Genomic DNA, 23,522 nt, shown 5'->3' with positions numbered 1-23,522 from the left:
TTATTTTCTACAATTATCGTTTGATGTTATAGAAAGATTTGATACCATCGTAAACAGCGATTTCGCCTAGTTCGTCTTCGATGCGTAATAATTGGTTGTACTTAGCAATACGGTCAGTACGGCTCATAGAACCAGTTTTGATTTGGCCAGCGTTAGTTGCAACTGCGATGTCAGCGATTGTAGCATCTTCAGTTTCACCAGAACGGTGAGATACAACTGCTGTGTAACCAGCACGTTTAGCCATTTCGATAGCTTCGAAAGTCTCAGTTAAAGTACCGATTTGGTTAACTTTAATTAAGATTGAGTTAGAGATACCTTTTTCGATACCTTCAGCAAGTTTTTGAGTGTTAGTTACGAATAAATCATCACCAACTAATTGTACTTTATCACCGATACGCTCAGTTAATAATTTGTGACCATCCCAGTCGTTTTCGTCTAAACCATCTTCGATAGAGATAATTGGGAAGTCTTTGCAAAGCTCTTCATAGAAATCAACCATTTCTGCAGAAGTTAAGCCAGTACGGCCTTCGCCTGCAAGGTCATATTTACCAGTTTCTTTGTTGTAGAACTCAGAAGAAGCAACGTCCATTCCTAAGAATACGTTCTCGCCAGCTTTGTAACCAGCTTTTTCGATAGCTTCGATGATTACTTCTAAAGCTTCACGGTTAGAACCAAGGTTTGGAGCGAATCCACCTTCGTCACCTACTGCAGTGTTAAGACCTTTGTCATGTAATACAGCTTTAAGTGCATGGAATACTTCAGCACCCATACGGATTGATTCTTTGAATGTTGGAGCACCAACTGGTAAGATCATGAACTCTTGGAAGTCAACGTTGTTATCAGCGTGAGAACCACCGTTGATGATGTTCATCATTGGAGTTGGTAATTGTTTTGCATTGAATCCACCAAGGTAACGGTATAATGGAAGACCTACGAAGTCAGCTGCTGCGTGAGCTACTGCCATAGATACACCAAGGATAGCGTTAGCGCCTAGTTTACCTTTGTTTGGAGTGCCATCTAATTCGATCATAGCACGGTCGATACCAGCTTGGTCAGTTACATCGAAACCTTCGATTTCTGGAGCGATAATTTCGTTAACGTTGTTTACTGCGTTAATAACACCTTTACCAAGGTAACGAGATTTGTCACCGTCACGTAATTCTACTGCTTCGTGTTCACCAGTAGATGCACCACTTGGTACGATAGCGCGTCCGAAAGCGCCGCTTTCTGTATAAACTTCTACTTCTACAGTTGGGTTACCACGAGAGTCAAGGACTTCGCGAGCATAAACATCAATAATTGTTGGCATAATAAATTCTCTCCTTTTTATATAAGCAAATTATTTAATAATTGTTTTACCTGTCATTTCTTTCGGTTGTTCCACATTTAAAAGTGTAAGCATTGTTGGAGCGATATCTCCTAAAATACCACCTTCACGAAGCTCTACATCATTTTTTGTAACGATGAAAGGAACCGGGTTAGTTGTATGAGCTGTCATAGGACCACCATCAGCAGTTAACTCCTGATCAGCATTACCATGGTCAGCAGTAATAAGTGCTACACCATCTTTTGCAAGAATCGCTTCTACAACTTTTCCTAAACATTCGTCAGTTGCTTCTACTGCTTTAATTGTTGGTTCCATCATCCCAGAATGGCCAACCATATCACAGTTCGCAAAGTTAAGAATGATAACATCATGTTTATCATTTTCGATTTCATTTACTAAAGCGTCCGTTACTTCGTAAATGCTCATTTCAGGTTTCAAGTCATACGTTGCAACCTTTGGTGAGTTAATTAAGATACGTTCTTCTCCTGGGAATTCAGCCTCACGACCACCGCTAAAGAAGAATGTAACGTGCGGATACTTTTCAGTTTCCGCGATGCGAAGTTGCTTTAATCCCGCTTGCGCAACAACTTCACCTAAAGTGTTATCAAGGTTCATTGGCTTGAATGCCACGTATCCATCTACAGTTTCACTGAAGTGTGTCATACATACGAATTCTGGAATGTGAGGTACTTTTTCACCACGATCGAACTCACGGAAGTCTTCGTTTGTAAATACACGAGCAATTTGAATTGCACGGTCTGGACGGAAGTTATAGAAGATAACTGCATCATCATCATTGATTGTTGCAACTGGCGTGTTATCTTCGTTAACAATTACAGACGGCAATACGAATTCATCATAGATACCGTTCGCATAAGAGTCTTCTACACACTCTTCTGCTGATTTATAAGTAGGGCCTTCACCATTCACCATAGCACTGTAACATTTTTCTACGCGATCCCAACGCTTGTCACGGTCCATAGAGTAATAACGACCAGAGATAGTCGCGAATTGTCCTACTCCTGTTTCTTTAATTACTTCATTCGTTGCATCGATATAACCTTTTGCTGTTTGTGGTCCAACATCGCGGCCGTCTAAGAATGCATGGATATAAACTTTCTCCACGCCTTCTTTTGCTGCTAAGCGAAGAAGAGCAAACATATGGTTCATGTGACTGTGCACACCACCGTCAGAAAGTAAACCGAATAAATGAAGTGCAGTACCTTTTTCTTTTACGCTTTTAATTGCATTTTGAAAAGTTTCGTTCTTATCGAACTCGCCTTCACGAATTGCAACGTTAACGCGTGTTAAGCTTTGATATACTACGCGGCCAGCACCGATATTTAAGTGACCAACCTCAGAGTTACCCATTTGACCTTCTGGAAGACCTACTGCCTCGCCACAAGCTGTAAGCGTTGTGTGAGGGAATTTGTTCCAGTAACCATCAAAATTAGGTTTCTTAGCTTGTGCTACAGCATTCCCGTAAGTTTCTTCACGAAGTCCGAAACCGTCAAGAATGATTAAAGCTGTTGGCTTTCTCATTTTACCGCCCCCAGAAGACCTAAGAACGAAGCAGGCTCTAAGCTAGCACCGCCAACTAAAGCGCCGTCGATGTCAGATTGTGCCATATACTCTTTAATGTTTTCTGGTTTTACGCTACCGCCGTATTGGATACGAACAGCTTCTGCAGCTTCTGGAGAAACAGCTTCTGCAACAACTTTACGGATGTGCGCACATACTTCGTTTGCATCTGCAGAAGAAGAAGATTTACCTGTACCGATAGCCCAGATTGGCTCATAAGCGATAACAGTTGCTTTAACTTGCTCTTCTGTTAAACCTGCAAGTGCTTTTGTCACTTGACCTGCTACTAGATCAAATGTTTTTCCGCTTTCGCGCTCTTCTAAAGTCTCACCACAACATACGATTGGTGTTAAACCATGTTCAAATGCTGCGATAGTCTTTTTGTTTACTGACTCATCTGTTTCAGCAAACATTTCACGACGCTCAGAGTGGCCAAGTACTACATAGCCAACTTTTAAGTCGCTAAGTGCTACTGGGCTAATTTCGCCAGTGAATGCACCATTTTTTTCGAAGTGCATGTTTTGTGCACCTACTTGTAAGTCAGTTCCTTCAGTTGCTGCTACAAGGCGCTCTAAGAATAGAGCTGGAGAGCAAACTACTGCATCAACAGCTGAAGCTGCTGGGATTTGACCTTTAACTTCCTCTACGAAGCTAACTGCTTCAGATAGAGTTTTATTCATTTTCCAGTTACCTGCGATAATTGGTTTACGCATGCTTTGCACCGTCCTTTTTCTTTGGCTGCTACTTATTTGTCGTTAAGACAAACTACACCTGGAAGCTCTTTACCTTCCATGAATTCTAATGACGCACCGCCGCCAGTAGAAATGTGGCTCATTTTATCAGCCATACCGAATTTTTCAACAGCTGCTGCAGAGTCACCACCGCCGATAACAGAGTATGTATCTTCTGCATCTGCTAATGCTTGTCCTACTGCTTTTGTACCTTCTGCGAATGGAGTCATTTCGAATACACCCATTGGTCCATTCCATACAACAAGCTTAGAATTTTTAATTACATCTGCATAAATTTCACGTGTTTTAGGACCGATGTCCACGCCTTCCCAGTTAGAAGGGATAGAGTCGATACCAACGATTTTAGTTGTTGCAGTTTCAGAGAATTCCTCAGTGATTACAACATCAACTGGCATGTAGAAGTTTACGCCTTTTTCTTTTGCAAGTTGCATAAATTCTTTAGCTAGTTCGATCTTGTCGTCTTCACATAGAGATAGACCAATTTCATGACCTAAAGCTTTAACGAATGTGTAAGCAAGTCCACCACCGATGATTAAGTTATCTACTTTGTCTAATAGATGACGAATTACACCGATTTTATCTTTTACTTTCGCACCACCGATGATAGCTGTAAATGGACGTTCTGGGTTAGAAAGTGCTTTACCAAGTACATCTAACTCTTTTTCCATTAATAGACCAGATACTGCTGGTAGGTAGTCTGCGATACCTGCTGTAGAAGCGTGAGCACGGTGAGCTGCACCGAATGCATCGTTTACGAAGATGTCAGCAAGTGCTGCAAATTCTTTCGCAAGTTCTGCATCGTTCTTTTCTTCGCCCGCATAGAAACGTACGTTTTCAAGAACTAATACGTCGCCTTCGTTCATTGCTGCAACCATTTCTTGTGCAACTGGTCCGAATGCTTCGTCCGCTTTTTTAACGTCTTTACCAAGAAGCTCGCCTAAACGTGCTGCTACTGGAGTTAAACGCATTTCTTCTACTACTTGACCTTTTGGACGGCCTAAGTGACTTGCTAAAATAACTTTCGCACCTTGCTCTACTAAATATTGAATTGTAGGAAGAGCTGCACGGATACGAGTTTCATCTGTAATTTTGCCTTCTTTCATAGGTACGTTGAAATCAACGCGGCAAAATACACGCTTACCTTTTAAATCTACGTCACGAATTGATTTTTTGTTCATTGGATTTCCCTCCGACTACTAGTTAGGATTGACAAAACCCACTCAAAAGCTTAACACATTTGCTTTTAAAACGAAAGAAGAGAGAGAGGGAACAAACCCTCTCCCTCGTTTTGTCATTGATAACTTATATAATTAAGAATTAAAGACCTTTTGAAGTCATGTAAGCTGCTAGGTCTACTACGCGGTTAGAGTAACCAGTTTCGTTATCGTACCAAGAAAGTACTTTAACCATGTTACCTTCCATTACCATTGTAGATAATGCATCGATTGTAGAAGAAGCTGTACATCCGTTATAGTCGATAGATACTAATGGCTCTTCGCTGTATCCAAGGATACCTTTTAATTCGCCTTCAGCTGCTGCTTTGAATGCTGCATTTACTTCTTCAACTGTTACTTCTTTGTCAAGTTCAACAACTAAGTCAACTAGAGAAACGTTAGCAGTTGGAACACGTACAGCGCCACCGTTTAATTTACCTTTAAGTTCTGGTAATACTAATGCTACAGCTTTAGCTGCACCAGTAGATGTTGGAATCATGTTTTCAGCTGCTGCACGAGCACGACGTAAATCTTTGTGTGGTAAGTCTAAGATTTGTTGGTCGTTAGTGTAAGAGTGAATTGTTGTCATCATTCCGCGTTTTACGCCGAATTTTTCGTTTAATACTTTAGCGAATGGAGCTAGACAGTTTGTAGTACAAGAAGCGTTAGATACTACGTTGTGGTTAGCTGCATCGTATTGTTCGTGGTTAACACCCATAACTACAGTGATATCTTCGTCAGAAGCTGGAGCTGAGATGATAACTTTCTTAACTGATCCACCTAAGTGTTTCTCAGCATCTGATTTTTTAGTGAAACGGCCAGTAGATTCTACTACTACTTCTACTCCGTAGTCGCTCCATGGTAATTGAGCTGGGTCACGCTCAGCGATAACTTTAATTTCTTTACCGTTAACAACGATGCTGTTTTCGTTAGCAGATACTTCTGCATTTAAAGTTCCGTGAACTGTGTCATATTTTAAAAGGTGAGCTAATGTTTTAGCATCTGTTAAGTCGTTGATTGCTACTACTTCTACCTCAGAGTTGTTAAGAGCTGCGCGGAATACGTTACGTCCGATACGTCCAAATCCATTAATACCAATTTTAGTCATTTGAATTTCCTCCTTGGGGGATTATATTAAAGGGTAAAACCCTTTGTTAACTGTTTTGCTGCACCTTCATCTGTAATTAGAATTGAAGTGTGCCCTTGTTTAATTACAGCCTGTATTGCTTTTGCCTTTGAAGAACCTCCAGCGACTGCAACAACATGAGATACATTTTGTAAGTCCTCTAGTTGCATACCAACTGTTCTTACTTTATGAACAACATTTCCTTCTTCATTAAAGTAGTAACCGAAAGCTTCGCCAACCGCTTCGCTTGCCTGAATCTTTAACCAATCTGCTTCTGAAGTACTTCTGCGACGTGCCATTGTTAACGCATCACCTATTCCATGAATGACGATATTGGAAGATCGAATCAACTCAAGAACTTCTTTCACGGAAGGCTCTGTCACAATAGACGCATATGCTTCGCTACTAACATGGTCTGGAACATACAATAAGCGATAATTACTCATCGTATTTTGCGCCATCTTGGCACAAATGGTATTGGCTTCTAATTCAACACCTTCTCCAATTCCACCACGTGCTGGGACAAACAGCATATGTAAATCTTTGCAATCAAGTTGCATCATGTCCGCAGCAGCAGCTAGCGTAGTTCCTCCAGCCACAGCAACGATATTATTCGCTGTCAGACGGTCTTTTATACAAGTCACACAAGCACGGCCCATCTCCAGTTTGACCCAAGGTGATTCATCACTATCACCAGGGACAACGAAAACTTCATCCAAGTCTAATGTTTCCTTAAGTTGCTTTTCTAAAACCTTTAACCCGGAAATTTCTTTCATAAAGTCTTCCAAAGCAAGAACTAAAGCTGTTCCTTCTTCTGTCAAAGTCATTCCAGAAGAAGCGACGTGAACTAAGTTTTGTTCTTTCAAAACTTGAACTTCACTTCGCAATACTCGTTCTGTCATACCGAGACTTGCTGATAAGTTTCTTCTTCCAATCGGCTGCATGAGCCTAATGTATTGAAGAATTTGCATTCTCGTTTGCATAACAGGTAGCAGATCAGGTAATAATTTTTTTGTGTTCTGAATCCATGAGCGCATATCTTTTCTCCTCACTACATCGGTTCATTTTCCCTCGTGGTCACTTTACGTCCCGTAGTGACATTTTGTGTCCCACATAGGTTAAAAAAATAATCCCTGCTACGTGTATTATTGTAACAGGAGATAGAAACTTATTCAACTCTTAACTGCATTCTTTATATAGTTTATTATGACACCTTTGTGAATGTTACCATATTCTACTTGTTTTCCGTCCATTTCTACAACCGGAATCATTAAGTGATATTTTTCTAAAAGGTCATTATCTTCATATATATCTATTTCCTCGATTTGAAAAGAATATTCACATTGTACTTCCTGTAAAACTTGTTTTGCCTTCACGCAAAGGCCACAATCTTTTTTAGTATACAGTACAACTTTCATCTTCTTCACCTATCCGATCGTTTTTCGTAATGACGAAGCTGGGATATGCATTTGTTCTCTATACTTCGCCACTGTTCTTCGAGAAATAACAATTTCATGCTCTTCTTCTAATAATTTTGAAATCTTTTGATCTGAAAGTGGCTTTTTCTTATCCTCTGCCCCAATTAGCGTTTGAATAAATTGTTTTACACGTTTTGTAGAAACTGCTTCATCTTCAGTCGTCGAAACGGCATTGCTAAAGAACGATTTCATCTCAAATAAACCGTGTGGTGTTTGCACATATTTATTTCGCGTCGCACGACTAATTGTCGATTCATGCACACTTAACTCTTCCGCTACCTCTTTTAAAGCGAGAGGTCTTAAATACTCTGGACCTTTCCAGAAGAAATCACGTTGTTTTTCCATAATAATAGTCATTACTTGCAGCAATGTCTGTTTTCTCTGCTTCAAACTGCGCATAATCCACTGCACATGCTGATACTTTTCTGATACGTAAGATGCTACTTCACTTTCACTATTATTAAGAAGCGCACTATATTCGGAATGAATTTCAATTCTCGGCATATTTCTCTCATTCATTTGTAAAACGAGGCGATCGCCATCTTTTTTCACCGCCATATCAGGTACAATGTAAAGTGGTTTATCTGAAGAAAACGCAAGACCTGGTTTTGGTTGTAATGACGTTATACAATTTACCGCAATCTGCAATTCCTCATTACTACACTTCAACACTTGAACGAGCTTTCGCCAATCTTTCTTCACAAAATAAGCGAAATGATCTTCTACAACCTCTTCTGCTAATCCATTACGTCTTTGTAAGCGCTTCAATTGCAAGGTTAAACATTCCTGAATATTACGCGCCCCTACCCCTGCTGGCTCCAGTGATTGGACAAGCTCTACAGAACGGTCGACTACATGAATATGTGCAGAAAGGAGCTCTGCTAACTCTTCATTCGTTTCTTGTAAATATCCATTTCCATCCATGTTCATAATAATGAAAGAAGCTACTTTTCGCTCTTCTTCATCTATTTTATAATACTGTATTTGATTTAATAAATGTTGCTGAATCGTTGTAGAATCCACACTGTAGATCTCCATCTGATTCTCGACTTGTTTGCTGGTACTTTTACTGTTGTTAGAGCTCTTTTTCTTCTCCCTCTCAAAACCACCTAACTCAATAAGGGGATTCTCTAACGATTGCTCATACAAAAACTCAGATAATTCTTGTACATTATACTGGAGCATTGTAATCGCTTGCCTTAACTCTTGTGTCATTGCCAAACGTAAGCTTTGTTCTTGTAAAAGACTTGCCTTCAAACTAATCTCCCCCTTGTTTCTATTGTACAATAAGTTTGGTAAAAGGAGAATCCTCACGCAGACACCCATTCCAAAATATTATTAATTTATATGTATTAATGAGATTTACAACTTACAACCGAAATTTGAATAATATTGAAAGAAAATAATAAAGTGAAACTTTAATCAGTGGGGGGTTTTGTCCATCCCCACTGATTATTAGCCCTTACCAATCGGGCTTTTACGGGCAGTCCGACCCCCACCTAACTTCTTTGCTTCCGCTGAATTTTGAGGTGGGGGTCTTACTGCCCGTTAATGCGGGATAAACTTTTTTACAACCACATACTAATAGTAACTCTTAATTTTATATATAACAACATTAAATTTCTCTCTGTTCAATTCCAAAATAAAAAGAGCAGTTTAGGTATAGTGACGCTTCACTATGCCTAACTACTCTTTTGTGATTTTTATTAAGGAAGAAACCTTTTATTCAACGCTAAGGAACTTTGATTCCTAATTACATAGGAATCATAGAGATAATCATTTGATTCACTAGACGCTCCTTGAATTCCCCTCATCTCTTCCACAGACAACTCAACTATTTTTTTCACGCTTCTCTCGCCACTACTATCCATCATTTTTTGTTTTCTTTTCGAAAAAAATCTCATTATTTATTCCCCCCTACAATTAATTATTTTTTAACAATTGACTAAATTTAAGGCTCTTACCACTTCTTAACACGCCTTTCGGATAGACCTTCGCTGCAAACATAGCAATTAAGCTGATACTAGCTAATAATACAACCATAGATGTAATAATTTCTAAACTCCCAACGGATCCATTAATAATCCTAACTACCATACTAATCGGAGCTGTAAACGGTACATATGATGTCACTCTTGATACTAGCCCTTCAGGGTTATCAAGTACTACTAATAACTCCACCACTAAGCTTCCCATCAATATAAGAGTAATTGGCATCGTTGTTCCAGATAATTCTTCTGGCCTGCTTACCATAGAACCAAACACTGCGAAAAGTGCCGCATAAACGAAGTAACCGAGAACAAAATATAACAAGAAATATGCAGCGTGCTCACCTGTAATCATATTTACATCAATATTCACTCCAAAAAACGAATCCGATACCTTAAAAATTCCAGATTTAATATATAGCGCCATACTAAAGAAGAAGATAAATAACTGTGTCAAACTAGCAAGACCGACTCCTAAAATTTTCCCGAAAACCATATGGACAGGAGATACTTTTGTGACCATCACTTCCATAACACGTGAGGCTTTCTCTGATGCAACTGCTGTCGCGATAGCATTTCCATATGAAGTGATCGCTAAGTACATAATCGCTACTAATAAATATACTAGTAAAAATGAACTTGTTTCTTCATTATTTAAGTTTTGCTTTGTCGCTTGCACGTTCATCGTCAATGATTTCACAGCCTCTTCTGATAACTGCTGCTTAACTACCGCACTTTGAAAATACTGATTTTGTACAAATACCTGTGCACTTTGAATCAACTTAGGATTATCTAGCTTCATAAAGTAATCTAATACTGGTTCAGCACCCGCACCCTCTTTTAATATAAAGAGCGCTTCGACTTTCTTATCTAACAATTGTTGCTTATATTGATTTAATTTTGTTTTATCTCCTAAAGACCAATCCCATTCTGGCAGAGCTTTACTAAGATTAGATTGATCCACCGTAACATTGGGTGCTTCAGAAATAAATACAACCTTTGCTTTTTCTTTCTCCCCAGAAAACTTTTGTACTAAAGTTGGAAAAGAGAATAAGAATATCCCTCCTCCTATTAATAACAATGTCATCCCAATAAATATTTTCGTTCTCACACGGTCCCAGTATGTTTGCCCTAAAACAATCCAGAAATTCCTCATTACTTATGCACCCGCCTTTTCAACAAAGATTTGATGTAAAGAAGGTTCTTTAATAGAAACATCTCGGATATATTGTTTAGTTTTAATATCTTCAAGCAGCGAAAATGCATCCTCTCCATCATTAACTTTAATCATGAACGTACGATTAACTTTTTCAAAATTGAAATTTTTCTTCTTAAGAATAGGTTCAATATCCCCTTCCGTTTGCAACGTCATATATTTATATTGATAACTTTTCTTAATATCTGACAAAGCACCCGATAATACAAGTTGACCGTTTTTCATAATACAAATTTCCTCACAGAACGTTTCTACACTGTCCATTTGATGACTACAAAAAATAATCGTTTTTCTTTGCGCAATTAACTCAAGCACAACATTTTTTAACATCTCTGCATTTACAGGATCCAATCCACTAAATGGTTCATCTAGTATGATGAATTCCGGATTATGCAATATCGCTGAAATCAATTGGATTTTTTGTTGATTTCCCTTTGACAATTCCTCTGTTTTCTTCTTTAAATGTGGTGTCATTTCTAATTTTTCTAGCCATTGTAACGCATGCCTTTTTGCAAGATTAGCTGGCATTCCTTCTAACTTGCCGAAATACACCAATTGCTCCACTACATTCATTTTCGGGTATAATCCACGCTCTTCTGGTAAATAGCCAATAGATAGGTCTTTCTTTGAAAAAGGGCGATTATTCCATAGAATTTGGCCGCTATCCGGTTTGATTAAATCTAAGATCATACGAATCGTTGTCGTCTTACCAGCACCATTTCGGCCCAGCATCCCTAAAATTCCACCTTCTTCTACACGTATATTTAAATCATTAACGGCTTTATATTCACCAAATGTTTTATTTAATCCTTGAATTTCAAATGCCATATATAACATCCCCTTTACTGTTTAATAAAGTAAATAACTGCCATTCCTAAAGCAATTCCACCAATCATAAGTAAAAACTTTTTAAAATTCATCTTTATCTCTCCCATTTTTTGAAATTTGTATTTCGAAAATCAAGTGCACCCTTCGCATTTACAATACCTTTTCCAAAGTACTTTTTTCCGTCATCTAATGCGGGTTTGGCCCCCTGATATAATCTTGTTTTAACAAATCCATTACTAGGCTTCAGCCTAAATTTTTCTTTATATTCCGCAATTACAAGTGCGGCTGTAGCAGACACTTTAGGAACTGCTAGACTCGTTCCAATCATTAGCTCATACCCTCTATCAAACCCTAACCATTCACTTAGCTGGGATTGCGGAAGGTTTGTAGGATATGTGGTTAATACCATAGCTGTTTCATCTCCCACTTTTTCACTTTCCCACAAAGATCCATAATCTCCTGATGGAGCTGCAATATCAACATTGGTTCCATAATTAGAGTAATAAGCTAATCGATCATCTTTATTTGTTCCCGCAACAGTTACTACCCCCGGTAAACCTCCTGGCATATGAAGTTGCAAGTCGTTTTCATATCCTCTTTGCTTAGCTAATTGAAAAGGATTTGAAATATCGAATCCTTCTGTTCCAGAGGAAGCCACTAGCAAACTCCCTTTACTATTCGCATACTCTATTGCTCTTTTATAAGCTAAGTACACAGCTCCTTCTTCTGGATCTTTAATGGACTTGTATGTTCCTAAACTTAAATTAATAACATCCATACCATCATTTGCAGCCTCTACAATAGCTTTAATAATCCAGCTTGAATCCGCAGAACTACCTTGAAATACTTTGTATGGTACAATCCCAATTTTGGGCGCTACTCCCTTTATTTTCCCATCAGCAGCTATTAACCCCGCAATCATTGTTCCATGACCAATATTATCTTCAATTGATTCTACATTCGGAACTAAAATTTTCCCCTGACTAACTATATTTCCCTTTAGCGCAGGATGATTTACATCAATCCCACTATCAATAACACCAATCTTTACACTATGATTTCCTTGTTCAATTTTATAGCTCTCTCCATTTTCTGTTACCTTATCGACATCCCATTTCCATTTGCTATAATCGACCTCTTCTTGTTCTAGTTGTGAAGGTGCGTATTTTGTTATATTCGAAGGTTTCTTTACTATAGCGGGCGGCTTTAATTCCACTACATCCTCTCTACCTGCTTTTTCAATTATCCCTTTATAATTTTTTAATAAATACTGCTTCGCTTCTTGTACTCTTTCTAAATTATCACCTTCGATATTCAGCATCTTAATTTCTTTTATTACTTCTAGCTTTAAATCGGGATATTTATCTCTAATTTCCTTTATCATCTCATCCGTATTTTCACCTTGCCTCAATGTAAACACATACGAATTTTCTTTAATTTGATTATGTTTCATTTCTTCAGCGCTTATCGTACTAACTCCAACTATAGGAAGGTTTAATAATAATCCTACTGTAATTCCAGCACCTATTTTCGCCATAGTGTTTCGATATTTAGGCCAATCTTTCACTTTTAATCCCTCCTTTTACTTCCTGAGCTTTTGACAATTGATAATAATACCCTTGCTTCTCAAGTAATTCTGTATGTGATCCTATCTCTACAATTGCTCCCTTATCCATAACAATAATCTTATCTGCATTCTTAACCGTACTTAACCTATGTGCAATGACAATCCTTGTACATAACATATCAGTTAAATTCTCATCAATAACTCTTTCAGACAATGTATCAAGTGCACTTGTCGCCTCATCTAATATTAGAATAGATGGGTTTGTTACCAATGCTCTAGCTAATATTAATCTTTGCCTTTGCCCACCAGAGAAGTTAACTCCAAATTCAGATACCATCGTTTGAAAATTTAATGGTAGCATCATAATATCTTCTAATATATTCGCTTGCTTCGATGCCTCAATTACTCCATTCGGAGGCACCCCTTTCCTTTGCGCAATGATATTTTCTCCTACCGTTTTGTTAAACAATCTCGCTTCTTGGAAAACAACGCCTATTGATTTCCTTAAAAATTTCAAATTTAACTTTTCGCTTTCAATCCCATCAAATCGAATTTTCCCATTCGTTGGTGTATATAGTCCGAGAAGCATTTTTACAATTGTACTTTTTCCAGACCCAGACGCCCCAACAATTGCAACCTTCTCACCCGCTTTGATTTTAAATGAAACATTCTGAATTGCATCTTCACTGAAATAATTGTGACGATAAGAAACATTGTCAAACTCAATATCACCATTCAGTTTCTTAATTCCTGAAAATTGATTGACCTCTCTCTCCGATCTTGCATGCATTACATCGTAAATCCGCTGAATATAGGAGCTAATATAAATCAATTCACCATAGCCACTCCCAATGGAAATAATCGGAGTTATAAACGAAATCGCTAACGCATTAAAGCCGAGTACACTTCCTAATGTCATATTTCCAGCTAGCACCTGTTGTCCACTGAACCAAAGTAGAAACAACGGTAAGATAAATTGAATAGAACCCGCTAATGTATTCATCAATGCCGTCCATATAGATCTCTTCTCTGCATGAATAAGCTGAGAACCAAAGCGTTCTTGCCATTCTTTATATACTTGCTTTTCCAATCCCATAACCTTCACGTCACTAATCCCATTAATACTCTCAGACAAAATCCTTTGAACTTGAGCTTGAGCCGAAACCTCTTTATCAGCTAACTTCTTAGAAACAGTCGTGCTCATGACAAGTAGGGCGAATATAACACTCCCAACTGCTAACACAACGAATCCTAATAAGGTCGAATAACGAAACATGAAAAATAAGTAAGTGAAAAGCAGAATTCCATCTATAAGAAAGGAAATTACCTTAGTAGATAATATTTGTCTAATATATACATTGGAATTTGCTCTAAATAACAGTTCTCCCATAGAGCGATTCTCAAAAAAGTTATAAGAAAGACTTAATAGTTTTTCTATAAAACTTTGCATTAAAGACATATCAATTGCCGTTTGCAACTTCGCTATTAGGAAACCTCTTAACGAAGCAAATACTTGATAACTTATTAGCAATACTAAAATGCTGTAACCTATCATATTCATATAGCTCGGATCTCTCGGAATAATTACATGGTCAGTCATCCAACTTGTGACAAATGGAATCACCAGCGCAAAAGCCTGAATTATCAAAGAGGCTAATACAATTAAAGCTATTAATTTCTTTTTCCCTAACACAAACGATAAAAAGAATTGCAAATGAGAGACACCTTTTTGTTTTTGAAATGACTCATCTGGTTCTAGTGTTAATACAAATCCAGAATACTTTTCCTCCATTTCTTTTTTAGAGATTTTATTTCTTCCGTAAGCAGGGTCTATAACTATAGCCCCCTTTTTTGTCACTTTCTCTAGGACTACATAATGTTTATGTTCCCAATGGATAACTGCTGGTAATTTAACTTCACTTAAAGCTTCATATTCAGCTTTATATCCTTTTACTTGAAAACCATTTTTCCTAGCAATATGCATAAGCTGGTATAAAGATGTACCACCTTTTGGAACACCAAACTCTTCTCTTAATTCAGCTAACGAAACATGCTTTTCATAAAAACTAAAGACCATCGCCAATGAGGCTAATCCACATTCGCTATGTTCCATCTGTTCTATAAAGGGCACCTTTGCCATTTTATTCCCCCCTATCTCTTTAACTATTAATCATAGCAACACCCTCATGGTTACCATGATTAAAATTAAATTCAAATGTAATTAATCCTAAAAAATATGCAGCTATTCCAATTTGGACCCTTGAATGTATTTCTAACTTTCTTTTAATTGAGGCTACTAATTCCCCCACTCTCCTTCTACTAATAAATAACTCCCTTGCTATTTCAACATCCTTCAAACCTCGTGCAATCAACACAGCTACTTCTTTTTCTCGACCACTTAAAACTTTCTTCATCATTCTCCTCCTTTATTCTCAATCCATATTAGATTATTTTTTCTCGTTTATTAAACTGTGTTGTCTTAATCTGTACTCATATCATATCCTTCTTTTAAACGTTATTGTCCGCAATGCATGTTGTAGTTACCGCAAACAAATTAGCGGGATTCTCCGCAACATCTTCATAAAAAAAACACATCGCATTTGCGATATGCTTAATTGTGAAGATGTCCCTCTTATGTTACAATTGGAATATTCCGAATTTTTACAAAAGGGGAGCTACGAGTGATTTATTCATTACAAAATGAATTAATTTTGCGTGCAAAAAAACTGGTTTATGGACATTTTTTCGAATCTACATTACGTCAATGTTCTTCAGAATATATTGAATACAAATTCAATGATTCTACTCGTTTTGCTAACATCACTCTCGTACATTATGAAATATTTCAAGATAACCAAAATGAAGAGGAAAAACAATTACTGCTAACAATTATAGAATTACTTATGCTCGCTCTAGATATTATGGATGATATTCAAGACGAAGATTTCTTAGAAGGACCTTGGACAAAACATCCAATTGCCACAAATCTCAATATAATTATGGGATTTTTACTTATTTGTTTGCAAGAAATTGACAAGGCTTCCCTTTCAATTCAAATGAAAAACTGGCTCAAAAATGAAATACACTCTTCTATTTTAAACTCTATTAATGGACAACAACTAGATCTTAAAAATGAAATCCATTCCGAGAAAGATTATATTGATATGGTAACTCACAAATCTGGATATCTAATTAAACTTGCATGCTTATTAGGAACAGGGAATATCAACCCTATCCAGCGTTCTTTAATTGAAAACTACGCACTATGTATAGGCGTTATTAATCAAATAAAAAACGACATGCGTGATATTATGCAATGGGATAAGAAAAATGATTTTCTTAATTTAAAGAAAACTTTACCAATACTATATTATTTAAATAGTAAAAATGATAACTTTATACTTATAAAAAAGTTCTTTAATCAAGAGATACAATATGATGAATTAAATAATCAAACATTAGATTCTTTAAAACACATATTACTGTACGGTGGATCAATGGAGTACTGCTCCGTTATGCAGAACCTATATGTATACAAATCAAAAGGATACATCGAACAACTTTCACTCAGTCAAGCAAATAAGGATAGGTTAATTGATACTCTAATTTAGTTTACTTCCATGTCTCAGCAGCTTTACTAAGTAAAGACGATTTATTTAAAGTACCTAAAATAATTTCTAATTCTTGTTTTGATATACCATCAATGGCTATTGTTCCTTGACTACACACATTTTTAAATTGAATATCTTCTAATATACGTTCAACTAATTCTCTAATCATATATCGTTCACCCCACCAATTTTTATAGTTTTATATTATTACATATTCTTTTGCTATTATCCGCAATCCTATTGCGGGATTCCGAAATTATATATGATAGTGAGGTAATTCTAGCAATGATTAAACAACGTCCAATTTATTTCGTAATTTCATTAATAATTTTTTACTTAATTATACAAAGTTACATTCTCTACAAGTTTTATCAGCCTTACAGTGGCATTATCGCTTCTAAAGAAAAACATAATACATATACAATCAGTCAAATTGATACGTCGGGTTGGGCTGCAAAAACAGCCTTAAAAGCAGGTGATGAAATTTACAAAGTGGATGGGGCGAATCCTTATTTAGGGGTTTTCAAGCGGTACCAAAATCAATTTTTAAATGCAACTGAAATTCAAACTATACAGAATGATAGGATTTCTACTTATAGCACAACAGCTACTTCAGACAACGAAGAGCTAATTATTACATTATATCTACCAATGATTTTTTCTCTGACCATTTTAAGCTTATGCTTTATTGTCTATAGAAATAAAGCTATAAGGCGAGAAGAGCGTTATTTTATGCTTTTTTTATTAGCAACCTCTATTAGCCTTTCCGCCTCTTCTATATCTAGTAAATCTGATTTTGGCGGACTCTTAATTATAAGTATCTCTTTTCAAAGTGTATCTTTATTTCTTACTTTATTTTTATATCAGCTGTTTAAGCGGAAGGAAATTATTATTATACATAAAAATGTGATTAGATTTCACATTTTCCTATACATGACCGTTATTACTACCGGCTTATTATCCGTTACCTTTCTTCCAAATTTGCAACAAGTCTCTGCTTATACAGATTTAGCTTATTTATGTTTTAGTATTCTTTTAAGTGTATATTTCCTTTTAAAAGGATACATAAAATATAGAAATACTTTACACAGACCTTTTTTTAAATTTATGTTAGTTATCCAATGTATTTCTTTCGGGCCATTTATAATGCTATATGCTCTTCCAAGGATATTATTTAATGCAGCCATTATTAGGGCTGATATTGCAGCATTATTCCTATTTTGCATTCCAATTGGCTACTTTTATTTAATATTAACAAAGCAAATCTTTGATATTGATTTTATGTTTGATCGTGTTCGGTACTACTCTTTGCTTTCATTACTTCCAACTATCATTATTACATTAATTATAAGCTGGGGTATTAATCCTGACGAACGATTCTTTATTAGACTCATGCAAAATTTCATTATCATTTTCCCTTTAAACATACTGTTTCTTGTAATAAAAGAACGATTAGATTTCACATTTCGCAATCAATTATTCAGAAGCAAAACCAATTTACATGTAAGTATTGATCAATTCGCACAACAACTTTCTTCCATTATGAAAGTAAAAGATTTAGAGAAAAAATTTATGAATGAAATTATCTCCCTACTAAAACCGTGTTTTATACAATTTATTGAGTTTGATACAAAACAAAATACATACAATTGTTATAAAAGTTACGGAGAAACAGAAAAATTTAATCTTTCGAAAAAGAAACAATGGGGAATGGAATCAGGGTATATAAATGATTTATTAGAAGATGACGGATGCATCGGTATTTATTTATATTCTACCCAAAACACAAAGCATTACATTTGGGTTGGAAATAAAACCAACAATATTAAATTTAATATCAATGAAAAAACTTGGTTTATTGCTATCGTAAAATATGTACGTCTAGTTTATGAAAACCTAAATTCAGTTAACCAAATCATTCAATCTTTAGAAAAAGAAAGCATAGCAAATAAAACACACTCAGCAACTCTTTCGCGCCTACTATTTCAAATCTCAGAAACTGAAAGGCGTCGGCTTGCTGCGGATCTTCATGACGCTGCCCTGCAAGACCAAATTGTCTGGTATCGTAAACTAGAAACCGTATTAAAAGAACATACTGTACCAGGTGAATTGCAGGGACAATTAGAAAAAATAAAATTCGGTATGTTTGATGTTATTCAACAAATTCGTGACACTTGTAATGAATTAAAACCTGCTCTTCTATCTGAAATTGGACTTATAGGTGCACTTAAAGAGCTATTAGCACAAATGCAACTACGTACTAATTTCCGAATTCAATTTGAATATGACTCAATACAGGAGAATCATTACGAATTTGATAAAATTTTATCTATTTATCGTATTATCCAAGAATTATTAAATAATGCTGATAAGCACTCTAATGCAACCTTAATTAATATATTTTTATGGGAAGAAAATAATTGTATTTATCTAGACTATCGTGATAACGGCATCGGTTTTAATACCCAAGCCCCCTATTCTTCAAATAAACATATGGGTTTATCCGGAATCAAAGGGCGCGTTCAAGGAATAGGAGGCGAAATTCAGCTTATTTCAGAAATAGGAAATGGACTACAAGTAAATATTACTATACCGAGGTGAATAAAATGATACACGTTTTGATTGTAGACGATCACCAAATAGTGGGTGAAGGTACGAAAAATATGATCGAATTAGAAGAAGATATTCAAGCAACATACATTTTAAACGAACAGGAAGCAATTTCTCAAAGTTCAAAAACACCTTTTGATATATATCTTTTAGACATGAACATGCCTAATTATAGTGGACTTGATGTGGCTCAAAAACTTTTACACATACAACCAGATGCAAAAATCATTCTCTATACAGGCTTCGAATATTTATCACAATTTAATTTATTAATAGATTCTGGTATTAGCGGTATTGTTAGCAAATCAGCATCACAGCAAGAGTTATTAATGGCTATTCGGGCCGTCTTAAATGGGTATACTTTAATTCCAATTTCTTTATTGCGACAACTTCGAGTTGAAGATATGACTGTTGATAACTTAGATACGAAAAGAGCATCAAGCCATGTTACAATTACACAAAAAGAATTAGAAATTCTTGAATCCATCGCGAAAGGAAAAAGTAATAAACAAATTGCAGATGAATTATATATGAGTTCTAGGGCTGTTGAATATAATTTAACGAAACTGTTTAAAAAGTTCAAGGTGAGTTCTCGCTCTGAAGCATTAGCTGAAGCTGTTCGAAAAGGTATAATAAATGTAAATGTATAATAAAGACATTCTACCAAAAGGTAGAATGTCTTTTCATTTATCCTTTTACATTTTCTAATGTCATAACGGATGGAATTTCATTCGGCTGTAATAGTCTTAACAACTGCATACCAACTCCTGCTATCCCTACAAACATACCAAATGATTGAATATCATCTGGTGCATCACATTGATAACTACCAGTTTCTCTATAATTATTAATAACTTGTATGCCAATTTGTAACGCCTGTTCATACAATTCTTTATTACCATATAACTGTGAAACAGCCAATAGTAATTCCGTGTCCCCCATATTCCCATGACATAATGTATCATTATTTTTAAATCCATACTTTCGTACATTATCTACAGCCACTCGAATTTCTTCGTCCATTTCTACATCTTCTTCATAGCTTCTTACTAAAACTCTACTCAATCCTATTCCAGTGGAACCGTGGCACCATTGATGTAAGCACTTCTTCTCACTCTCTCTTGTGTCTTTCCACGCACTTTCTTCTTTTTCAAACAATGATCGATCATAAGCAAATGCTTTTTTAGCTAAATCAATATATTCTTGATTCCTATTCATAATCCCTGAACGCCATAAGCTCCAAGCTATACCACTCGTCCCATGAGAAAAACCGCCTAAATAACTGTTAGTATGTTTATTCTTCCACGCTACTCCACTTTCTAATATTGATACATTTTCCACCAAATGCTTACTGTACATATCAGCAAGATCTAAATAATCTTGATCCTTTGTCATTTCAAATAAATTAAGGGCCACTTGAATAACTCCTGCTGAGCCACTTAACAAATCAAACTCTTCTTCTTCTTTGAGCCTTTCTTTTAATTCTACTTTTATTTCTTCTAAAAAATCCTGATATTCTTTTCTAGGACTTATAGATTGAAAATGTGCTAATGGATATAACAATGAATATTTACCCAAGAATGTCGATAGAAGCCCCTTCGCTTTCGATAAAGGGTTCATCGCTGACTTCAACGCCTTATGAGCAACCTCTAAATATTTTTCGTTTCCTGTAACCTTATTTAGATACAATAAGAATAGTGCTACGCCACCTAAACCGTCATATAAATTTTGCTTCATAGGGGCAACATACCACTTGTCGTGAATAACATTTGCTTGTAACCATGAAGCCGTTGTTTTATCATCTGATAATACTACATTCTCTACTAAAGCCTCTCCGATATTTATAGCTTCCTGCAAGATTGTCTCCTGATGATTTTCTAACAATTCACTTCTATACTCCCCTTTTCTTCCCACTTTAATATCAACATCTCTATTTCCCTGTATTGCCAACTTCAGCCATCCTCGTTGCTTTTCCAATTCCTTATCATCAAAATGATAAATTCTATTATATACTTGCTCATAACCGCTCTCCTTAAAAAAGTCTTCCATCCTTTCACCTGTACTACTATATAAATCTCGTGAATCTGTAAAAGTCGTAAATATAGGAACATCCGCACGTAATAAGTCTTGAATCTCATGAATGACCAGTTCCTTATTTTCATATGGGTAATACCATACTCTTTCAAATAATTGTTCCAATAAAATTGAATCTCTCATATAGTCTGGATGTGTAGACTCTTGTAAGAAATTACAATATTGTTGAGTCGCCCTAGCAACAATGCGAATTTTATTTTCTTTAAATATAATTAAAGGTCCTCTTTCTGATAAAATCTCTTCCTTATACTCGATAAAAAATTTACACATTTCCTGAAAACCATCAATAATAAAGGTTAAATAATCCTCTACATAAATTTCTTCTACTCCAAGTTTCGGTAGATTTTTAGCACTTTGACTTTTAGCTTCTTTCATAGTAAATTCCATTTCATCCTTACTATTTTGATTTAAAGCCAACACCTTAAACGGCAAATCTTGCTCTTTTCCATTTAAAGCACTTAAATCTATACCTTTTCCATCGATGTTTTGAAACATAGCTTGCGGTAACAATCCAGATCCTATCACTGAGTCGCTTTGTTCATATTTCAATTTTACTTCCGCACTATCCGGAAAATTCAGTTTTGGATATTGATGAAAAATCGTCTCCGAATCAATAATGTATGGATACTCTCCATGAGCAATTATATTTTCAAAATGCAAATCAGCACCTTTTAACATATGCATTAAACCAATCAACTTACCAAAACGTAAATAGTAGCGCTCCACCTCTTCTTTAGAAGAGCACGGTTTATACAATATTTTTTCTTCCCATCCATATTCACCAAAGTCTAAAACTTTATATGATGGAAGTTGTATACTTCCACTTACCTCATTCATCCATTCTAAAAATGCATGGTACGATTTTGTAATTTCCATAGACTTTGGCTTATATAAAATTTCTTTACCTGAAGAGAATACAAGCTGAACAACTGTTTTCCCTTCTTGATGTGTATCTCCTAATCCAACCTTAATTTCGCTTAATGATACATCCTGCAATTGAAATTCTTTTTGTAATTGTAGCCAATTTTCATTCAAACGAAATAGTAACATTTGAACATTTTGTATAAAATACTCTGTTCTCAAAATTAACCTTCGTGTTAATGTTGCGTATTCCTCATAGAACGCAATTAAATTCTCCTTATTTCTAGCTTTCTCTCTGACAAAGGAAAGAAATCGCTCTTCTGGAGTCTCTCCTACTAGTTCTTCCCTTAGTTTTGCAATATTAAATTCTAAGACTAGTGATCGCACCGCATTATTTAATAACTCTTCTACTAAAGATCGCACTAGCATTTCTTTAATCTCTTCATGCTCATAACGTATCTTATTTAATCTATATTTCAACGAACTATCTATCATTTCGGCTGCATAAAGTGCAAACGGCCTAACAAATTCTATAAACCCTAAATCTTCCTCTGAACTTAATGGCTTACTTTCACACAACTCTATTCCTATTTCTAACACGCGCAAATTCACATGTTCATTTAATTCATCTATATATAAATGCTCTTTTGATTCAGGGATTTTCTCAATTAAACTCGCAAAATCTTCTTTTGTCATTTCATTCATTTTTAATTTAAAATCAAAATCAGCTTTATTACTTCTAAACATTTTATCTATCCATTTATTTAATTGGGCTAAATTTAAATCCTCCGATAATAATAAATCTCTTCTACTCTTTAGCGTTTTATAACGCTCTTTCAAATTAAGACTCTTCGCAAATGCCTTTTCATTTATATATGAGTGAATTAACATAATAATTTAATCCCCTTCCTTATTTTAAAATCCATATTCCAATAAATTGGCTCCCCTTCAGGGGAAACAGATTCCAACATTCGATTTTTCGCATTCGAATATTGGAATCTGTTTCATTCAAAAGGAGATGAACACCCCTTTCGAATGAAACCTATCTACTTACAAATTTTAATTGATGCCGTTATTCCTATAATTACTCCCACACAAAGTGGTGTTGTTTCTGGTTGTACATCTGATGCCCCTTGAATTCCCGCTAGTTCTTCCTCACTTAATTCATTTAGTGCTTTTCCAGATGGGTGTTTCGGTAAGTCTTTTAGCTTTTCTCTTACTTGTGGATCTTTCCACGCCTCTACTAACTCTTCTTTTGTGAACTTGTAT

Annotated in this window: 20 protein-coding genes; 3 read left to right on the top strand and 17 right to left on the bottom strand. The window is 35.8% G+C overall.

Annotated features, from left to right (window positions below):
- Nucleotides 1-13: 13 nt before the first annotated feature.
- From eno to ACK1U5_RS23070, 14 genes are all read right to left on the bottom strand, one after another.
- A complete protein-coding gene (gene eno, locus ACK1U5_RS23135; protein WP_001142111.1) occupies nt 14-1,309 on the bottom strand; it encodes a phosphopyruvate hydratase in 1,296 nt (431 codons plus the stop codon).
- A 30-nt stretch (nt 1,310-1,339) separates the two neighbouring features.
- Entirely contained in the window at nt 1,340-2,869 is a 1,530-nt protein-coding gene (gene gpmI / locus ACK1U5_RS23130; protein ID WP_001231158.1) for a 2,3-bisphosphoglycerate-independent phosphoglycerate mutase, read from the bottom strand.
- Nucleotides 2,866-3,621 carry a triose-phosphate isomerase gene (gene tpiA / locus ACK1U5_RS23125; protein WP_001231038.1) on the bottom strand — a complete coding sequence of 252 codons (756 nt, stop codon included), beginning with the start codon at nt 3,619-3,621 and terminating at the stop codon, nt 2,866-2,868. The genes gpmI and tpiA overlap by 4 nt, the downstream gene beginning before the upstream one ends.
- Nucleotides 3,622-3,653: 32 nt before the next feature.
- Nucleotides 3,654-4,838: a phosphoglycerate kinase gene (locus tag ACK1U5_RS23120; protein ID WP_001036350.1), complete on the bottom strand. Its 1,185-nt coding sequence runs from the start codon at nt 4,836-4,838 to the stop codon at nt 3,654-3,656.
- A 139-nt stretch (nt 4,839-4,977) separates the two neighbouring features.
- A complete protein-coding gene (gene gap / locus ACK1U5_RS23115) occupies nt 4,978-5,982 on the bottom strand; it encodes a type I glyceraldehyde-3-phosphate dehydrogenase (RefSeq protein ID WP_000161236.1) in 1,005 nt (334 codons plus the stop codon).
- 26 nt (nt 5,983-6,008) lie between these two features.
- Nucleotides 6,009-7,037, bottom strand: coding sequence for a gapA transcriptional regulator CggR (gene cggR, locus ACK1U5_RS23110; protein WP_001258185.1), 1,029 nt, complete (start codon nt 7,035-7,037; stop codon nt 6,009-6,011).
- 135 nt (nt 7,038-7,172) lie between these two features.
- Complete coding sequence (locus ACK1U5_RS23105) at nt 7,173-7,418, bottom strand: glutaredoxin family protein (protein WP_000869730.1); 246 nt, start codon at nt 7,416-7,418, stop codon at nt 7,173-7,175.
- Nucleotides 7,419-7,427: 9 nt separating this feature from the next.
- Complete coding sequence (gene rpoN / locus ACK1U5_RS23100) at nt 7,428-8,735, bottom strand: RNA polymerase factor sigma-54 (protein WP_000647952.1); 1,308 nt, start codon at nt 8,733-8,735, stop codon at nt 7,428-7,430.
- A gap of 449 nt (nt 8,736-9,184) precedes the next feature.
- On the bottom strand, nt 9,185-9,382 hold the full coding sequence (locus ACK1U5_RS23095) for a hypothetical protein (protein ID WP_001210632.1): 198 nt from the start codon (nt 9,380-9,382) through the stop codon (nt 9,185-9,187).
- Between the two features lie 19 nt (nt 9,383-9,401).
- Nucleotides 9,402-10,622, bottom strand: a complete 1,221-nt coding sequence (locus ACK1U5_RS23090) for an ABC transporter permease (RefSeq protein WP_001243609.1) — start codon at nt 10,620-10,622, stop codon at nt 9,402-9,404.
- Nucleotides 10,623-10,625: 3 nt separating this feature from the next.
- Nucleotides 10,626-11,510, bottom strand: a complete 885-nt coding sequence (locus ACK1U5_RS23085) for an ABC transporter ATP-binding protein (protein WP_000863493.1) — start codon at nt 11,508-11,510, stop codon at nt 10,626-10,628.
- 94 nt (nt 11,511-11,604) lie between these two features.
- Nucleotides 11,605-13,077 carry a S8 family peptidase gene (locus tag ACK1U5_RS23080; protein WP_000656185.1) on the bottom strand — a complete coding sequence of 491 codons (1,473 nt, stop codon included), beginning with the start codon at nt 13,075-13,077 and terminating at the stop codon, nt 11,605-11,607.
- Nucleotides 13,061-15,217, bottom strand: a complete 2,157-nt coding sequence (locus ACK1U5_RS23075) for a peptidase domain-containing ABC transporter (RefSeq protein ID WP_001151549.1) — start codon at nt 15,215-15,217, stop codon at nt 13,061-13,063. Before ACK1U5_RS23075 ends, ACK1U5_RS23080 begins: the two co-directional genes overlap by 17 nt.
- 19 nt (nt 15,218-15,236) lie before the next feature.
- On the bottom strand, nt 15,237-15,491 hold the full coding sequence (locus ACK1U5_RS23070; RefSeq protein ID WP_000757187.1) for a response regulator transcription factor: 255 nt from the start codon (nt 15,489-15,491) through the stop codon (nt 15,237-15,239).
- Between the two features lie 267 nt (nt 15,492-15,758).
- Between ACK1U5_RS23070 and ACK1U5_RS23065 the strand changes: the two genes are divergently transcribed.
- Nucleotides 15,759-16,688: a polyprenyl synthetase family protein gene (locus tag ACK1U5_RS23065; RefSeq protein WP_000640553.1), complete on the top strand. Its 930-nt coding sequence runs from the start codon at nt 15,759-15,761 to the stop codon at nt 16,686-16,688.
- Between the two features lies 1 nt (nt 16,689).
- Here ACK1U5_RS23065 and ACK1U5_RS23060 read toward each other — a convergent pair whose 3' ends face one another.
- Complete coding sequence (locus ACK1U5_RS23060) at nt 16,690-16,857, bottom strand: hypothetical protein (RefSeq protein WP_000617614.1); 168 nt, start codon at nt 16,855-16,857, stop codon at nt 16,690-16,692.
- A 116-nt stretch (nt 16,858-16,973) separates the two neighbouring features.
- On the opposite strand from ACK1U5_RS23060, the gene ACK1U5_RS23055 reads away from it, so the two are divergent.
- Together ACK1U5_RS23055 and ACK1U5_RS23050 are read left to right on the top strand one after the other, a co-directional pair.
- Nucleotides 16,974-19,289, top strand: a complete 2,316-nt coding sequence (locus ACK1U5_RS23055; RefSeq protein ID WP_000595466.1) for a sensor histidine kinase — start codon at nt 16,974-16,976, stop codon at nt 19,287-19,289.
- A gap of 5 nt (nt 19,290-19,294) precedes the next feature.
- Nucleotides 19,295-19,948 carry a response regulator gene (locus tag ACK1U5_RS23050; RefSeq protein WP_000582194.1) on the top strand — a complete coding sequence of 218 codons (654 nt, stop codon included), beginning with the start codon at nt 19,295-19,297 and terminating at the stop codon, nt 19,946-19,948.
- Nucleotides 19,949-19,985: 37 nt separating this feature from the next.
- On the opposite strand, the gene ACK1U5_RS23045 is transcribed toward ACK1U5_RS23050, so the two are convergent.
- Both ACK1U5_RS23045 and ACK1U5_RS23040 read right to left on the bottom strand, forming a co-directional pair.
- Nucleotides 19,986-23,144: a type 2 lanthipeptide synthetase LanM family protein gene (locus ACK1U5_RS23045; RefSeq protein ID WP_048568714.1), complete on the bottom strand. Its 3,159-nt coding sequence runs from the start codon at nt 23,142-23,144 to the stop codon at nt 19,986-19,988.
- A gap of 155 nt (nt 23,145-23,299) precedes the next feature.
- Nucleotides 23,300-23,522, bottom strand: a 223-nt coding sequence (locus tag ACK1U5_RS23040; RefSeq protein WP_274416299.1) for a mersacidin family lantibiotic, incomplete at its 5' end; no start/stop codon positions are given.

The organism is Bacillus sp. XB1 (assembly GCF_053557995.1).
The sequence above is the reverse complement of the archived record's forward strand: the minus strand, read 5'-3'. Positions and strand labels throughout refer to the sequence as shown.

What these genes read in the sequence shown, in the direction of transcription:
- eno (WP_001142111.1), bottom strand. Translation starts at nt 1,309, where the DNA reads ATGCCAACAATTATTGATGTTTATGCTCGCGAAGTCCTTGACTCTCGT.
- gpmI (WP_001231158.1), bottom strand. Translation starts at nt 2,869, where the DNA reads ATGAGAAAGCCAACAGCTTTAATCATTCTTGACGGTTTCGGACTTCGT.
- tpiA (WP_001231038.1), bottom strand. Translation starts at nt 3,621, where the DNA reads ATGCGTAAACCAATTATCGCAGGTAACTGGAAAATGAATAAAACTCTA.
- ACK1U5_RS23120 (WP_001036350.1), bottom strand. Translation starts at nt 4,838, where the DNA reads ATGAACAAAAAATCAATTCGTGACGTAGATTTAAAAGGTAAGCGTGTA.
- gap (WP_000161236.1), bottom strand. Translation starts at nt 5,982, where the DNA reads ATGACTAAAATTGGTATTAATGGATTTGGACGTATCGGACGTAACGTA.
- cggR (WP_001258185.1), bottom strand. Translation starts at nt 7,037, where the DNA reads ATGCGCTCATGGATTCAGAACACAAAAAAATTATTACCTGATCTGCTA.
- ACK1U5_RS23105 (WP_000869730.1), bottom strand. Translation starts at nt 7,418, where the DNA reads ATGAAAGTTGTACTGTATACTAAAAAAGATTGTGGCCTTTGCGTGAAG.
- ACK1U5_RS23095 (WP_001210632.1), bottom strand. Translation starts at nt 9,382, where the DNA reads ATGAGATTTTTTTCGAAAAGAAAACAAAAAATGATGGATAGTAGTGGC.
- ACK1U5_RS23090 (WP_001243609.1), bottom strand. Translation starts at nt 10,622, where the DNA reads ATGAGGAATTTCTGGATTGTTTTAGGGCAAACATACTGGGACCGTGTG.
- ACK1U5_RS23085 (WP_000863493.1), bottom strand. Translation starts at nt 11,510, where the DNA reads ATGGCATTTGAAATTCAAGGATTAAATAAAACATTTGGTGAATATAAA.
- ACK1U5_RS23075 (WP_001151549.1), bottom strand. Translation starts at nt 15,217, where the DNA reads ATGGCAAAGGTGCCCTTTATAGAACAGATGGAACATAGCGAATGTGGA.
- ACK1U5_RS23070 (WP_000757187.1), bottom strand. Translation starts at nt 15,491, where the DNA reads ATGAAGAAAGTTTTAAGTGGTCGAGAAAAAGAAGTAGCTGTGTTGATT.
- ACK1U5_RS23060 (WP_000617614.1), bottom strand. Translation starts at nt 16,857, where the DNA reads ATGATTAGAGAATTAGTTGAACGTATATTAGAAGATATTCAATTTAAA.
- ACK1U5_RS23055 (WP_000595466.1), top strand. Translation starts at nt 16,974, where the DNA reads ATGATTAAACAACGTCCAATTTATTTCGTAATTTCATTAATAATTTTT.
- ACK1U5_RS23050 (WP_000582194.1), top strand. Translation starts at nt 19,295, where the DNA reads ATGATACACGTTTTGATTGTAGACGATCACCAAATAGTGGGTGAAGGT.
- ACK1U5_RS23045 (WP_048568714.1), bottom strand. Translation starts at nt 23,144, where the DNA reads ATGTTAATTCACTCATATATAAATGAAAAGGCATTTGCGAAGAGTCTT.